The sequence below is a fragment of the Woeseia sp. D3-10 genome (assembly GCF_055809415.1).
Map to the genome: position 1 here is coordinate 1,374,729 of NZ_JBVVTW010000007.1, position 15,798 is coordinate 1,390,526.

Sequence of the window (15,798 nt, forward strand, 5' to 3'; positions counted from 1 at the left end):
CTATTCTCCGTCCGATGACATCGTCGATGTAGCCGGCAGTTGCGTTCCAGCTCTCTTCATATATCCCATCTGCTAGTATATGTATCCCATTTGATAGTATGATATCTCCCCGTTCTTTACAATCACCTGCACAGTAGACTCCGTATTGAAAACAAGACACACCGGGGCAGAAATCGTCGTAGATAAGGGCGCGGTAATTGCTGAGAGCCCAGTCTGGGATCACAGGCACGGCAAGCTAGTGTGGGCAGATATCGCGACAAATATTATCTGGCGAACAAACACTTTCGATGGTCGCTCTGAAAAACAAGCGCTTGGCCAATCAATTGGGTGCGTCACGACGTATCGAGAAAGTGGCTATGTTTTTGCAGGCGATGCCGGTATTTTTTCTATCGCGGAGCTTGGCGCGAAGCCGGTTTTGATCGCGAATGCATTTGATGACGAACACCAAAAGCTAAATGACGGAAAGGTCGACTCGAATGGGCGATTCTGGGTGGGGTCAGCTTGCCTCGACAATCACCGGGAAAGAGGGGCCTTGTACTGCCTTGAACGAAACGGTTCCGTTCGCACGGTGATTGGCGGCATTACCGCATCCAACGGCTTCGACTGGAGTCCGGATGGAAAATATTTCTATTACGTCGATACTGCCGCTGGCGGGATTGATCTATTTGACGTTCGTGAGGACACCGGCGAGTTCGAACGTCGACGGCGTCTGGTCAATATCCCTCCGGAGTTAGGTCTGGCAGATGGTCTAACCGTCGATGTCGACGGGTGTATATGGTTGGCAATATGGTACGCAGGTGCCATTCATCGCTACTCGCCGGATGGCAAGCTGATCGAAACAGTAACCGTCCCTGTGTGCAGGACTTCCAGCTGCACTTTCGGCGGCGCGGATATGCGAACCTTGTTCATTACCACCGCAAAGGGCGTTGAGCAGTCAAACCATCCGGTTGAGCCTAACGCTGGCGCAATCTTTGCGGTTCAAACCAACACATCAGGCCAGTTGCGACCGTGCTACGCAGAGTGACGCGTTGAAGTTAACAATATCTCCAGAAATGGAAACAGAATCATGACAATAACCACCAAGGCTTCGATCGGCATTTTTAGGTACGCGTCGGAACTACCTACGACTCGGGCAAGAGTTTCATTGGGCGAAGGCTCCACACCTGTTGTTGCGTTGCCACGGCTTGGCAATCGCGTCGGACTGCCGAATCTTTTTGCCAAAATGGAGAGCGCAAACCCTACCGGCTCTTACAAAGACAGAGTTGCCGCAATGTCGATCTCGCTAGCGCTTGATGAGGGTAAGGCAGGCTGGATAGCAACATCATCGGGAAACGCTGGCACATCTTTGGCCGCCTACGGAAGCCGTGCCGGCCTTGCAGGCTTCCTCGCCGTTGTGCCGTCAATTCCTCGCGAGAAACTGCTACCAATCCTCTCCCTTGCGCACACGCGCGTAGTAAAGATCATTGGCGTAGGCGACAAAGGCGACGCCAAGTCCGAGAATTCCATGTTCGGCCAGGTTTGCGCTGCCGCCGAAAAATTCGGGCTTTACCTTGGCGTTACAGCACATCGCTACAATGAAAAGGGCATGCATGGCGCCGATACTATTTCTTACGAGCTGGATGATGCCGGTTTCAATGATGCCGTGGTGTACGTTCCCACTGGCGGTGGCGGTCTCGTGAGTGCCATTTGCCGTGGTTTTCGCTGCCGAACCTCAAATAACCGCGTGGTCGCGGCGCAACCCTCCGGTTGCTCGCCCATCGTATCTTACCTGCAGCATAAGATTTCGCAGCCCACAATTGACCGTTGCGTATCTAATGTATCTGGACTTCAACTTCCATCACCACCAGACGGTCAACTGGCGGCAGACTCAATTAGAACGTCGAAGGGCTGGGGAACATCAGCAACCGACAAAGAGATCTATGACGCTCAAAACTTGCTCGCGACTCTTGAGGGCATTGTCGTTGAACCGGCAGGGGCGACAACTTTGGCCGCTGCAATGGAGGATCGTAGAAGCGGTAAGCTAGCAGCGGACGATTCCGTCGTACTGATATTGACATCGACCGGATTAAAAGACCTCAGCGCCATAGAGAAGACCGCATCCTCCCCGAAGACGCTCGGAACTGACGAATTGCCAGTCGCAATAAATGATTGGGCTTCAGCGCTGAGGCGCTAATGAGAATTTCTGCACCACGCTAGCAAGGTCCGCGTTGCACAGAATGCGTTAGGCGGACCAGTCTTTGGGCTGTGCTGCGAGCAGGGCAACCATTTGCCCCTTGTCGGTTCGCGCCGTCCGTCTGACGAAGATGACGATCCCATCTACTGGAGACTGTACAGTTGCAATTGCGTTGCCTTGTACATCGTATATCTCGCACAACACGGCGCCCTGTTGAACAATGTCCCCGGACGAAACATGCGTAACCAATACTCCTGACTCCGGTGCGTTTATTGCATTATCTGCATCGCCGCCTGGATCCTCAATCAATGACGGCGCTCGACCTTGTGTCAGTTCGCCCTCAATAACTCCAAGTGACACGAGCACGTTAATCGAGCCATCCACATATGCCGCCAACTCAGAGGCACGTACTTGACCACCTCCACCGCACTCCGCATATATCGCCGGTACACCCAGGTCCAGAGCGGTAGAGACCGTCCGACCATGGGTCGCTACTGTATGGGCCCACACGATAGGCGCTCCAAATGCACGTGCAAGCCGCGCGGCCTTGCGACTGTAAGGAGTATTGAGTTCGAAATAGCCGCAAAACAAAACCGAGCCGTAATGCGCGCCGGCAGAATGCAGGTCGATCAATGCATCAGCGCCAGCAATAACCTGAGACGAAATCGCATGCGCTATGCGTTCCGTCATACTCCCTGTCGCGCTCCCCGGAAACTCTCGAGCCAGGTTCTTGTTATCAACAGGACTTAGCCGTTCACCAGCACGAAATGCCGGGGGATTCGCAACAGCCAGAATTCGCACTGTCCCATTAAGAGTTTGCGCACTGAGCAATTTCACGAGGCGCTTCGCTGACAGGACGCCCTCATCTTCATCACCATGCACGCCGCCAATGATGGCGACCACAGGCCCCGAAGTAGCACCAGTGATCTCGATGATCTCGAGTCTTTCGCTGTCTCCAATATCAATACTACGACTCAGAATTTTGTTCTTAACGGGACCCGCCATCATGTCGCCTTGGCAGCAGCGACAGGCTTAATCGCGATAGCGTCTATTTCGAACTTAAGAGTCGCTGGCAGACAATTTGTGATCGTCGTGCGCGCCGGGAAAGGGGCAGTAAAATACTCGCTATAAATACTATTAAACAGTTTCAAGTCCGCGGGGTCCAAAACATAATTGCGAGTCTGGACTACATGCTCAAGTCCGCAGCCAGCGGCTCTCAATATACGCTTGAGGTTTTCACAAGATCGGCGCATCTCTTCTTCAAAGGAACCGGAAATAATTTCACCGGTTAAAGAAACAGACGCCTGCCCCGAGACAAATACAAACCCATTGACTTCGATGGCCGGGCTGAAGGGCAAAGGTGACTTCGGTACATCACCGAGGATGGCGTTCATTGTTTTTGACATCGTATTAGACCTGTTCGTGATTTTCAGTGCAAAGCTGCCTTAGAGTGAATCGTAATCCTTGCAAATCTGACGCTGCTCGCCGAGTCCTTCGATTCCGCAGCGCACCTTGTCGCCATGCTTGAGATAACGAGGTGGCTTCATCCCCATCCCGACACCCGGTGGAGTACCAGTGGTGATGGTGTCACCAGCTTCCAGAATCATTACTTGCGACAAGTACGAAATGATTTTTGGAACATTGAAAATCATTTGGTTCGTATTACTATCCTGCACACGCTCGTCGTTCACCTCCAGCCAAATATGAAGATCATTGATATCTGGAATCTCATCTGCCGTCACTAGCCACGGTCCGAGCGGCCCGAATGAGGGGGAGCTCTTGCCCTTAATCCAATTGCCTCCCCGCTCTAACTGATAGGCACGCTCGGAAAGATCATTACAAACGCAGTATCCCGCCACTGCCCGCTGTGCTTCCTCTTCGCTTGCGCGATAAAGCCTTTGGCTAAGGACGACTGCGACCTCGACCTCCCAATCGGTCTTCTCAAAGTGGGGTGGAATCAAGATATCGTCATACGCTCCACCAATGCATGATGGAGCCTTGCTAAATACAATCGGCTCTTCCGGTAGAGCCATACCAGCCTCGCTTGCGTGGTCTGCATAATTCAGTCCAATCGCCAAGAAATGACGCACCTGGCCGACGCAGGCACCAAGCCGCGTTCCAGCGGGTACTTCCGGCAAAGAGTCAGGATCAATGGTGGAAAGTTTTTCCAGGATAGCCGGATCGAGGTTCTCCCCACCTATGTCCGCGACGTGATCAGACAGGTCGCGGTATCCTCCATTCGCGTCGATTAGTCCCGGTCGCTCTTGCCCGCTCAGCCCCCAGCGAATTAGTTTCATTGTTTAAGCCTTTCAGTAGTCATTGCAGGATCTTCAAGAAAAATCTTGCCCGGATTCATGATGGAGTGAGGGTCGATACTCAATTTTAATGACCGCATCAACGTGACTGCCTCGTCCCCTAACTCCTCGATCAGCATCTCTCGCTTACCTAGCCCTATACCGTGCTCGCCGGTACACGTTCCACCGTATGACAATGCCCGTGTGACGAGACGCCTGTTGAAGTCCTGTGCTCGCTCCAGCTCCTCAGCACTCTCTGGATCAACAACAATCGATACGTGAAAATTTCCATCGCCAACATGCCCGACGATAGGGGCCACTAAACCACTGGATTGAATATCCCTGTGCGTTTCAACAATACAATCGGCGAGGCGCGAGATTGGAACGCAAACATCCGTGATGATCACGCCTGAGTTCGGCCGCAACGCCTTGCAAGCGTAGAAGGCGTTATGTCTGGCTCGCCATAGTTCTAGCTCTGCTTCGGGCGAGTCTGATGATTCGAAACTCCCGCCGCCGAAATCTGCTGCCAGTGTTTTTACTGTTTGAATCTGTTCGGCAACGGACCCCTCAGCACCATGAAACTCCAAGAGTAGCGTCGGCTTTTCTGCAAGTTCAGTACCGGAAAAGCGATTGCAGGCACTGACCTGAGCAGAGTCCATAAACTCAACACGAGCAATGGGCACGCCAAGCTGAATGGTTGCAATTACCGTCGAAACTGCGCCCTGTATGTCTCGGAACGGACAAACGGCAGTCACAACAGTCTCCGGTCGGCCATACAGTCGCAAGGATATTTCGGTGATAATGCCAAGCGTTCCTTCTGCGCCTACGAAAAGTGCGGTCAGATCGTAGCCAGCTGCAGACTTTCGCGCGCGTCGTGCCGTCCGGACCACGTCTCCAGTTGGAAGCACAACCTCAAGCGCCAGCACGTTTGATCGCATTGTGCCGTACCGAACCGCATTCGTTCCCGATGCTCGGGTTGCACTCATTCCACCAAGGCTCGCATCGGCGCCAGGGTCGACCGGAAAGAATAGTCCGGTGTGCCGAAGCTCTTCATTTAGTCGTTCGCGTGTTACTCCGGGTTGCAAACGGCAATCACAATCTTCGTCATTAATTTCCAGGATGCTGTTCATGCCTTGCAAATTTAGACATATGCCGCCGTGTACAGCGCTTAGGTGGCCCTCTAATGATGTTCCCGCTCCATACGGTATTACGGGCATGCGGTGGTCGTGACAGAGTCGCAGAATCTTGACGACTTCATCGCGCGTATTGGGAAACGCAACTGCATCGGGTGGCTGGGATGCATGAAATGCTTCGCCATGCCCGTGCTGCTCCCGCACAGCTGCAGAACGGGACAACCGTTCACCCATAAACGCAGCAATCTTGTCGACTAACGCTCTACGCTCCGATGCACTGGCATAGAGCGCGTCAGGCGGAGTATGTTCTTCAATATCGTTTTGCATTGTCTAACTCTGAATTCCAGATCGATACATCTTTTTCTGCGGAATGTATTTGTGTTCGATCACTAAAACGCTCGAATCACTTTCGACAACCGCTCAAGCGTTTGATCGATAACCGCCTCAGTGTGACTTGCAGTAAGCAACCACGTGCCGCGACCCGTCGGCCGTATTCCGACTTTTAGCAGAGCGCCGAGAAATCGACTAAGCCTTTCATGGTCGCAACGCTTGAAGTCTGCGTAGCGGCTGATTGTTGAAGAATCAGAAAAGAAGGTGTGAAAAACGCCTGAATAACCTTGAACCTGTAAAGGAACTCCGGCGCTTTCTGCAATCGACTTGATGCCCTGCATTAATTGTTGACCACGCGCTTCGATCTGCCGATAGACCTCACCGTCATTTGCAGACAGCAGCTCTAACGTTGCGATTCCAGCGGCTATGCTGACTACGTTGGAGTTATACGTGCCGGAGTGGTTGACGACTCCCGAACCGAACAATGCCATGATGCTCGGGTCACCTGCCATCGCGGCCACCGGAAAGCCACCTCCGAATGCCTTTGCGTAAGTTGCGATATCTGGTGTAACGCCGAAACGGCCCTGGGCGCCATCAAGTGCGAGACGAAATCCTGTGATTACCTCATCCATGATAAACACGACGCCGTAGCGATCGCACAAATCACGGACTGCTTGCAAATAGCCGTCAGCGGGCGGAATTACGCCCGTATTACACATGACTGGCTCCATGATCAAGCCGGCGACCTCCCCAGCATGTCGCTCCAGATATGCCGACAAGGTATCTATGTCATTCCAGGGGAGGATTGCCAAGTCCTTTCCGACCGATGCCGTCTGCCCCTCTGTCTGCAAGTGCAACTTAATATCTTCACCCGCCTGAAAGGTACCAGGCTCCGAATTGAGGTTAACCAAGACGTTGTCGAACCAACCATGGTAGTGGCCCTCGAATTTTATGATCTTGGTTTTATTTGTATAGGCACGCGCAACACGCATTGCGGCCTGGACCATCTCTGAACCGGACATGCCAAACCGAATCATCCCGGCACTTGGCAGAATTGACGCGAGGCGCTTTGCCAATACGAGCTCTAAGTTGGACTGCCCGGCATACAGCTGCCCTTTTTCCAGAGACTTAGCTACCGCACTAATCAATTCATTGGGTGCGTGGCCAAGTATTGTCGGACCCATGCCAGCCGCATAGTCAACATACTCGTTATCGTCGAGGTCAATGAGCGTGCAACCCTTAGCGGACTTAAAGCACAGAGGCACTGGTCGGCCATCCAGACGGACATTGGAATTTACTCCACCGGCAATGTAGTTCGAAGCTTCCGCATGGTAAGCCATTGTCTTTTTGAGCGACTGATGATGATCATCGCAACCCTCCAGCTTGTTCGCTGAGGTCATGTTGGTACTCCTCGCTAACTGATCTTTGTGAACGAATCACGGAGTCCATATCCTGCCGACGTCCACCAATACGGGCGCAGCTACATTCGGCTGCTTCGGTGGCATGAAGATCCATCTACTGGGATAGGCATTCCAATAGCTGGCATAATAGTTGTTTTGTTGATGAACGGCAACAGGAACCTAGTTCCCAGAGAGACCAATATCACTGGAGTTTCGTGCGCTATGGTATGATTTTGCTCTGAAAAAGTTGTAACCGAATCCCGAGCTCTAGCCGTTTTGGGTGACGACACCAGCGTCACTACAACTCATGTTGCGTACTGTCAAATAAGATATCGATCTCAGTTATAGGTAAATTCGGCACCTACTCATTCATGCTTGCATGGGTGTAATAATTAGAAGAATTGAGGTTTTTTTTCGTAAGCTGCAAAATTCCAATCCTGCCCTGCACTCTTGGGAAGGCACCTTAACCAAACTTGGCAAGTCTCAATTTATGACATCAAGCAAATCATCTTCGACTGGCAGCCGTTCGATTTCCAGGACCTGCGCGATACTCCGAATGCTCGGCGAGAGTGGCAGCGAAGGAGCCTCTCTTATTGATGTTGCGCAAACCACCAAACTACCCAAGAGCTCAGCACATCGATACCTCTTGATCCTGGAGAGTGAAGCTTTTGTTGAGCGAGATCGCCGAACACAGAGGTATCGCTTGGGCGTGGATTTCGTTACACACCAACCGAACCAGATCGATCAACTTATTCGAAAAGCACGACCATTGCTGTCCCGGGCTCGTGACAAATGGAATGAAACAGCAAACCTGGGAATGCTGGTTGGCCAGTCCGTCAGCTATCTGGACATAGTCGAGAGTGAAAAATCGGTACGCCTTTCCGCCCACAAAGGTGACAAAGACTGCATACACGCTACCGCATTGGGGAAAGCCATTGCGGCAAACCTGCCTGATACCGAAGTTCGAGCGATACTGAAGCAATCGGGAATGCCTAAGCTGACTTCACAATCCATTACTTTGCCAGGCGTATTCATGGCAGAGTTAGAGAAAATCCGGGAACAAGGTTACGCTGTAGACGACAGGGAAAACGAGGAAGAAGGCCGTTGCATAGCGGTATACGTACCAGGCTTAAGCGCGCCAGTCGCAGTTAGCATAAGCGGAGTAGCGTCGAGATTGCCCATGTCAAAGGTCCCTGAGGTCGCGAAAACCCTGCATTCAATCGCCCAGAAATTGACTTTGGAAGAAATCCCGCCACTAAAGGTATCTCGCGTACGTGCAAAATCAAAAAAATAGTGATTAGCGCGACCATGGGATAACAGACAAAATTCGACGCTTCTCGTCAGACGCACCCAACGGCGCAACTACAACAACAAGATACCGACACTGCCTTGCGCTTTTTAGTCCGATCAGCAATTCGCTTTGGAGCAGGCATTAACCTTTAGGTATCCATCGGTAGCACAAGAGCGGAGCTTCCAGCTGAAAGCCCCGCTCTCACTTTTGTGCAACTTAGAAGTCTGCCTTCAACCGAAAGTACACGAAGCCACCATCGTAGTTGAACGGGCTTGCTGGGTCATAGCGTGTACCAATAATATTCAATCCACCGGCGTTGATTTTATCTTCCGGCCCAAAATTGTCGGTAAAATTCTGGACGCCGAGAACTGCCGTCCAGTTGTCAGCGAACGAGTACGCCGCCTCTATATCGAAGATCCATTCTGATCCGTAGCATTCGTCAGTGAACACTGTGCCACCGGTCCCATTAGGTGTTCCGGCACACTCTAATGTGTACTGCGGGCTGTCGCCCGGACCCGACCACGTTGGGTCTGCCGAATATCCTGCATTGGTCCATTCGCCATAGTAACTCGCTCGCAGCAGGAAGCTAAGTTCGCCAATGTAGTGGTTGTAGGTAAAGATTCCTCGATTGTCGGGCATGCCTTTTTCAGCAGCGACCACGCTATTGCGATCCGCACTTGGACCGGTCTTGTCCACTTCGAGTTCGGTCCAGTTCCAGGCTGCGACCAACTGGCCACTACCCGCGTTGGCGAAATCGAGGTTCCAGGTCGCTACCAGATCAACACCTTGTGTAGTCGTTTGGCCATCAGTGTCATTGGTTGCAAAATTCAGCGCAGATAGATTCGTAGCACCCGGAATGCCAATTTCTTCGAGACATTGCGCCAGGTTACCGCTATTGCCAACCGTTGTCGGGCAACTTCCATCCATTAGCGGTGGTTCGCTGGAAATGTTGATCAGACCGGACTTACCTAGCCGGTTGTCAAATTCTATATTGAAGTAGTCCACTGTCAGGTTCAATGAATCGGTGAGATCAATCGCCGCACCAATCGAGAAGTTGGTTGCTTCCTCTGGCTCCAACTCCTTACCACCGAGGAACGCGGCAACAGGGTTTGTCGGCGGAATCAGCCCAGCTTGAACGAGTCGACCATCGACCGTATTTGTACCAAGTTTGGTCTGATTCGCCTGCCCTGGGGTAGGAGCACGAAAACCTGTGCTGGCCGAAGCGCGAATGGCGACCTTGTCGGTGATAGCAAATCGTCCGCTGATTTTTCCATTGGTCGTGGTGCCGAAGGTAGTGAAGTCTTCAAATCGTATTGCCACTCCGGCGGTGAATCGCTCAGTAATATCCGCCTCAAAGTCGGTATAAACAGCCCAGTTTCTTCGGTTCCACCTACCGGCTTGAGATGGACTAAACCCAGCGAATCCGTGGGTAGCAATGGCCAGATTTGGCAACGGAATAGCCGCACCGCTGCCATCCAGCTGACAAGTTACGCCGTCACCGTAACAGTTAGGATCTGAGAAAATGACATTTTGCAAAGCGTAGTCACCCGCTTTCCACGAGTTCTCTTCACCCATTCGCGTTTCAAATTCTTCCTCTCGCCATTCGGCACCAAACCCGATGTGCAGGTCAGATGCAAAGGCCGACACCGCTACGGGGTACGAGAAATCTGCATTGAGGTTTGTTTCGACTTGAGTGTAAGAGCCGATGTCAAAATCACGTTGTAACTCGCCGTCGTAAATAGCATCGGGTCCAAGTGATGGGTTCCAAGTATCTTCTATATAGAACTCCACTTCATTGCGCCCGAGGCTACCACTAAAGTCATAGGATAGGCCGTTGCCCATTTCCCCACGAATCCCCATGACACCGGAGGCATCCGATACCTTGGCACCGAAAAATGGCGTATAGCCACCAGGGACGATCTGATTCAAGACGAAACAGTTGGCCGGGAGCGACGCCAGAGCAGCTGCATCGGCGGCTACGGCCGCAGGATCAAGGTCTACACCACTTGCACCGGACCCAGGTGAAACGAGTGCCGGACAGGTTGACACCTGCCCACCAACGCCAGGAACAATGTTCGTATCCACGACTGCTCGGTAGGTGTTGCCATTGAAGTTGCTCGTATACGCTGACCCCTGACTATTGGGGTTACGCCAAAGAAAATTAGTCTTTGTATCGCGACTGCCGACATTGCCGAAGAAGTACACTTCCTGCGAATTTGACAGCTCAACTCCCGAATTGAGGAACAACATGATGTCATCGTTGACCTCCTGCTGACTCCACGGCTGGGCAGTAGGATGGCCAATCGAAGCCCGCTGTTCCGCATTACCCGAACGATGCAATGTTTCCGCAACTGTACGCTGGATCGCAGTGTTCGTCGGATCCATCTCTCTCCACTGCGCCGTCACGTTCGCAAAACCACTGTCACCGATTGGAAACCCTGCATTGGCGCTGAACTGGAACATTGTTCCGTCGCCTTTTAGGTACTGACCTGTTCTCGCCTCCAGTGAGACACCTTCTGAGTCATCTCTCAAGACAAAGTTGATGACCCCAGCGATAGCGTCGGATCCGTACTGTGCAGATGCACCGTCTCGAAGAACTTCCATTTGCTGGACTGCCATTGCCGGAATGGAAGCAAGATCAGGACCTTGCGAACCACCCCCGGTAATCACGGCCGAACGATGCAGGCGCTTGCCATTGACCATCACCAGCGTGTTATCTGCCGGCAAACGACGCAGCGTTGCTGGTCTGACAATTGAAGCTTCATCCGAGGTCGCAGAGCGCAATACATTGTATGAGGGAATAGTTGTTCGGAGCATGTCGTCCATATCCGGAGAACCCTGGTTCTCAAGCTCCGCACCGCTAATAACGTCTATGGGCACCATTGATTCCGCCGCCGTACGTTCTGCACGCCGCGTTCCCGTCGTTACAATCTCTTCAATAGCAGAGTCAGCGCCCTGCTGTGCGTGCGCAACCGTGGTCACGCCGGAAGCGGCAACAGCCATAGCCGATAAACGCCATAGTTGACCTAACACTGTACGTGCATGAAACATCGTATCTCCCCCATCAATGGTTTTGATTTCATCTTTGTGCACTGATTACAGTGCAATCCATCTCTCGAACGTGACGCGCAAGTCAAATGGCCCTACCGAATTGCAAACGAAATTTGACTTTCCTGTCACGGCTTACATTTCCCCGCAAAAATCGACTCTCAGCCACGCTGAGAAGTGGTTCCAGCAGATGGTACGTCAGTTTCATTATAATGCAATATCTATTGAAAAAGTTTATGCCTGAACTTGCCCGTACAAGAGCAGTTCCGGGACAGATTCTGCGCTTGCCTGAACTCTGAAAAAGACCCTTTTTGTATCTATTTATCAAAGAGATATCAGACACGAAGGGGGCGATGCGCAGTACAAACCTGGAGCACGCCCAAGGTCAGCATCAAAAACCGCTTCGACCTCCCGGCAATGCCCGCAACGTTCCATATTCCGGATATTTCATTCTAGGTTATGAAATTTCGCTGCCGACCACCCTCATCAGAGTTGATGCGCTTTTCCGTAACTGCTACATAAGCCGAACGTCGGCCGGTATAGGCCATCAGATCGATTTCGGTCGCGACGGAATATGGGACCGGAAACAATGATGCGAAATTCCTGCCATACAAACTTCTTGCCTGGCAAATTCTGATCGCGGCTGCGCCATCCCGGCCAACAACCAACCACTGGACTTAATCCAAGTGTCGCACTCCGGGTGTCTCGGAGAGCATCGACGCGTCCTCAATCATCGATACGATAACTATCGCACTACCGCATCAACCATTACCGACAACGCGGACGCAGCTCCGTGTGGTTTTTTCGAATAACCAAGTACGCGCCGCTCAAGAAAATGAACTGAGCACGCTCACCATCAGTAGCAGGCTGCAACACTTCCGGCCACACAAACAAACAGACCAGAAAGTCATTTTCTTCGCACTGCCACTAACGGCCGGAGAAACCCGATAAGATCTATCGGCATCCAGAGCCGGTTGATACCGGCACTGAAAGTTCAGAGCGGCGGCAACAATGCTTGCCGATCAATGGCCGGTCACCGGAGCTCCACCTCGACCTTTGTCAACAAAGGAGAGTTGCCGCCGTCCGGCGTCTTAAAAATCACTCTGTACTGCAGCCATTTCTGTCGCTCGCCCATCGCGTCAAGTATCACACCCGATGAGTCCAGGTAAGTATTCTCGCCACCCGAGCCGGTCCAGATAGCATGCGAAAGCTCTTCATGACTTTGCGCTGTTCGTACCTGAAATTTGAGCTCGGTTCCATGCGGCGTCTTCCCCTCCCAAGACAACTGAACTACGGAAAAATGTGAGTCAGCCTCATGGGCGGATGACACGTACTCTTCCTGGAGTTTTCGCGTCGTTCGATTGCCAACATCGACCGTGTGCATGTTGTGCGGCCCAAGAGCGGGCAGCCAGGTCACTTCAGCGCTCTGAAGGCCTGTCGAAGAACCCCAAAGAATTTGTGAGTCGCGACGATGGTCCCCTTGGTTGGTGCTGTGATCAGCGAGAACCAGATCCAACAGTCCATCCCTGTTCAAGTCGGCCAACAGTATTCCTGCGCTGCCTTCGGACGGCAGGAGTGAGCGTCGCCTTTGATCAAACCGGTCTTCGCCGCCCCAATAGACATAGGCAGCCGGATCCCGACTGTAATCGGTGCGATAGTTGCTGAATACGATATCCAGATGGCCGTCATCATTCAGGTCGGCGACGGCTGCGTCGTGTGGACCGTAGGTTTCGAGTTCGGTCCGTTGCGCCTCTGAATACCCGGATGTCCCGCCCCAGTAGATATACGACGGAATACCAAAGCTCTTGTCAGCCGGGTTCCAGAAATTGCATACGATGACGTCCAGGTGCCCGTCCGCATCCAGGTCGGCAATCTCCACGGAGACGGGAGCGAAACCTGGCAGTGACTTGTAACGATCACTGGAAAAACCGTCGGGGCCGCCCCAATAGATCCTCGCAAGACTTTCTGCAACGCTGGTGCCAACGATGTCCAGATAACCGTCTTCGTTCAAATCAGCTACGGCAGTGGCTCTGCCGTCAGTGAGCGACAGAATAGTGCGTCGCTCTCTGGCATAGGGATCCTCGCCACCCCAGTAGACGAACAAGGCGTCGACCCCCGGCGTTACTGCTGAGAAGACGATATCCAAATAGCCATCACGATTAAAGTCCGCGACACTACTGCCCCATGGCGCGTCTACGTCTATTCGCGTGAACCTGTCTGGAGAAATGCCCTCGGCATCGCCCCAGAACAGTCTGGCACCTACCTTCAAACTCGGGTCGTCGTGATCCGAATTATCGACCAGCACATCCGTCCACCCGTCATCATTAAAATCGGCAATGGTGGCCTGATTGGCGCCCGAGGATGGCAAGTCAATACGACCCGCTGCGGAATAGCCCTCGGCGCTGCCCAAATACAAATAGGATGGGACCGTACCTTGTGCATTACCACTGCGCTTGTTGGCAAAGGCAAGATCAGACTTTCCATCGCCTCCGAAATCGGCCATCACCACGTCGCGCGCGCCTCTGGTCGTGAACTTTAACGGCGCACCTAAATCAAGGCCGGACGCTTTATTCAGAAAGAGCAGTGACTCAGTCTCGTAGCTACTCTTGCTCCTAAATTGAGTGAACACTATATCGAGCCGACCGTTGCCATCGTAGTCGCCGGTTGCGACCGATGTCGCAGCATAGGTCGGAATATCGGTGGTGCGCTCCGCGGCATACCCTTCAGCGCTGCCCCAGAAAACCGTCGAACGCGTGGAAACCGGACTATCAGCCCAGCGTCGACCGATCGACCCGGCGGAAGCAAAGATCAATTCTGGGTAACCATTGTTGTCGAGATCGGCAAGCGCAACATCCGCCGCCGACCCTGAAGGCAACTCACTACGCCTGTCATTCGAGTAGCTGCCGGCGGCGCCCCAGTAGATATAGGAATTTGTGGATCCAGTCTCGCCCAGTTCCGTATTGGCGAACACGATATCCTGGCTCCCGTCCGCGTTCAGGTCGCCCGTGACCACCGCTACCGGATGCTTGGTCTCGAGTACCTGCCGGCGAGACGCCGTGAAGTTCTTGCCGTCACCCCAATATATATAGGAGCCACCGCCCGAATTATTACCGTTGGCGAAGATCAAATCCGCCCAACCGTCGCCGTTCAGATCGGCTACCGCTACTGCGGCTGCATTTTCCGTCGCAAGCTCTGTACGGTCTCGATTCGACAGCCCGCTCGGTCCGTTCCAATAGATGTAGGATACTGTCCCCGTCTCGTTCGCAAAGACCACGTCGGGACGCTCGTCCCCATTGAGATCGGCAATTGCGATCCCGCTGATCCCATGCGCCGGCAACTCCAGTGGTGCAGTATCCGAGAATCCACGGCGCCCACCCCAATGTACGAATGCAACAACATCATCAGAAATATTGTTGTCACGATTACCAACGACCAAGTCAATGTGCCCATCGCCGTTGAGATCCGCCGCCGCAATACGATGAGCGCCTTTTGATGCGAGCGCCTCGGGTTTGCCACGCCCTTTGTGATAGACCCAGACCGGTTCTGTGTGATTGATGTCGTGAGTGTTGCCGAAGAAAAAGTCCATGTAACCATCCATGTTCACATCCCAGCGATTGATGATCTGAATGGTTCCCTCAGCGGAGACGTACAGGTTGGCACCACTACTGTCGAGATAACCGTCCGAAAAGTCCTCGAACGACTCTTCGATCCATACGGCGGCTTTTTCCGCACCGGCTGCGGAAAGAATGAGGCTCACGACAAGCAAACCGGCAACCAGTAGCTTTCCAAGAGCCGAAGCGAACTGTTTCATTTTAATTCCTCGAAAATCACTGGTTTTGGCCGATGCCGATATGTTCGGAATGTGGCGGCCTGCAAATAGGGAGACGTTTCGCGCAGAGCAGGAAACTGAAGCAAATCGCCCCCTCCCCCGACAACCGTCAATGGCATCTTAGCCAATAGCCGGCATACCATCAAGAGGGATGATCATCTCATTTGATGGGACTATTCTTGTGTGCGAAAATCACCAGCCGCGGATGAACGGTCGACCTGAACGCCGCAGTCACATGGCGGTACCAAGATCGGAATACAGTACACTGCTGCGCGAAGTCTGTTGACAGCGTGTCGGGCA

The 15,798-nt window shown here is 52.8% G+C and carries 10 protein-coding genes; 3 read left to right on the forward strand and 7 right to left on the reverse strand.

The features are described 5' to 3' along the window. Window positions 1-145: 145 nt before the first annotated feature. Together AC0L8N_RS06925 and AC0L8N_RS06930 are read left to right on the forward strand one after the other, a co-directional pair. The gene (locus tag AC0L8N_RS06925) at window positions 146-1,024 is read left to right on the forward strand and encodes an SMP-30/gluconolactonase/LRE family protein (protein WP_473666848.1); all 879 of its coding nucleotides are present in this window, start codon (window positions 146-148) and stop codon (window positions 1,022-1,024) included. Between the two features lie 42 nt (window positions 1,025-1,066). Next, a complete protein-coding gene (locus AC0L8N_RS06930) occupies window positions 1,067-2,173 on the forward strand; it encodes a pyridoxal-phosphate dependent enzyme (RefSeq protein WP_473666849.1) in 1,107 nt (368 codons plus the stop codon). Between the two features lie 48 nt (window positions 2,174-2,221). Here AC0L8N_RS06930 and AC0L8N_RS06935 read toward each other — a convergent pair whose 3' ends face one another. From AC0L8N_RS06935 to AC0L8N_RS06955, 5 genes are all read right to left on the reverse strand, one after another. Further along, window positions 2,222-3,178 carry a succinylglutamate desuccinylase/aspartoacylase family protein gene (locus tag AC0L8N_RS06935; protein WP_473666850.1) on the reverse strand — a complete coding sequence of 319 codons (957 nt, stop codon included), beginning with the start codon at window positions 3,176-3,178 and terminating at the stop codon, window positions 2,222-2,224. Further along, window positions 3,178-3,579: a RidA family protein gene (locus AC0L8N_RS06940; RefSeq protein WP_473666851.1), complete on the reverse strand. Its 402-nt coding sequence runs from the start codon at window positions 3,577-3,579 to the stop codon at window positions 3,178-3,180. Before AC0L8N_RS06940 ends, AC0L8N_RS06935 begins: the two co-directional genes overlap by 1 nt. A gap of 39 nt (window positions 3,580-3,618) precedes the next feature. Next, window positions 3,619-4,470, reverse strand: a complete 852-nt coding sequence (locus AC0L8N_RS06945) for a fumarylacetoacetate hydrolase family protein (protein WP_473666852.1) — start codon at window positions 4,468-4,470, stop codon at window positions 3,619-3,621. Beyond that, entirely contained in the window at window positions 4,467-5,927 is a 1,461-nt protein-coding gene (locus AC0L8N_RS06950; protein WP_473666853.1) for an FAD-binding oxidoreductase, read from the reverse strand. Before AC0L8N_RS06950 ends, AC0L8N_RS06945 begins: the two co-directional genes overlap by 4 nt. 62 nt (window positions 5,928-5,989) lie before the next feature. Continuing rightward, the gene (locus AC0L8N_RS06955; protein WP_473666854.1) at window positions 5,990-7,330 is read right to left on the reverse strand and encodes an aspartate aminotransferase family protein; all 1,341 of its coding nucleotides are present in this window, start codon (window positions 7,328-7,330) and stop codon (window positions 5,990-5,992) included. A gap of 379 nt (window positions 7,331-7,709) precedes the next feature. Between AC0L8N_RS06955 and AC0L8N_RS06960 the strand changes: the two genes are divergently transcribed. Then, window positions 7,710-8,624, forward strand: coding sequence for an IclR family transcriptional regulator (locus AC0L8N_RS06960; RefSeq protein ID WP_473666855.1), 915 nt, complete (start codon window positions 7,710-7,712; stop codon window positions 8,622-8,624). A 213-nt stretch (window positions 8,625-8,837) separates the two neighbouring features. Here AC0L8N_RS06960 and AC0L8N_RS06965 read toward each other — a convergent pair whose 3' ends face one another. Together AC0L8N_RS06965 and AC0L8N_RS06970 are read right to left on the reverse strand one after the other, a co-directional pair. Next, window positions 8,838-11,672 (reverse strand): TonB-dependent receptor plug domain-containing protein, encoded by a 2,835-nt coding sequence (locus tag AC0L8N_RS06965; RefSeq protein ID WP_473666856.1) that lies wholly within the window; start codon window positions 11,670-11,672, stop codon window positions 8,838-8,840. A 1,030-nt stretch (window positions 11,673-12,702) separates the two neighbouring features. After that, entirely contained in the window at window positions 12,703-15,480 is a 2,778-nt protein-coding gene (locus AC0L8N_RS06970) for an FG-GAP repeat domain-containing protein (protein ID WP_473666857.1), read from the reverse strand. Between the last annotated feature and the right edge of the window lie 318 nt (window positions 15,481-15,798).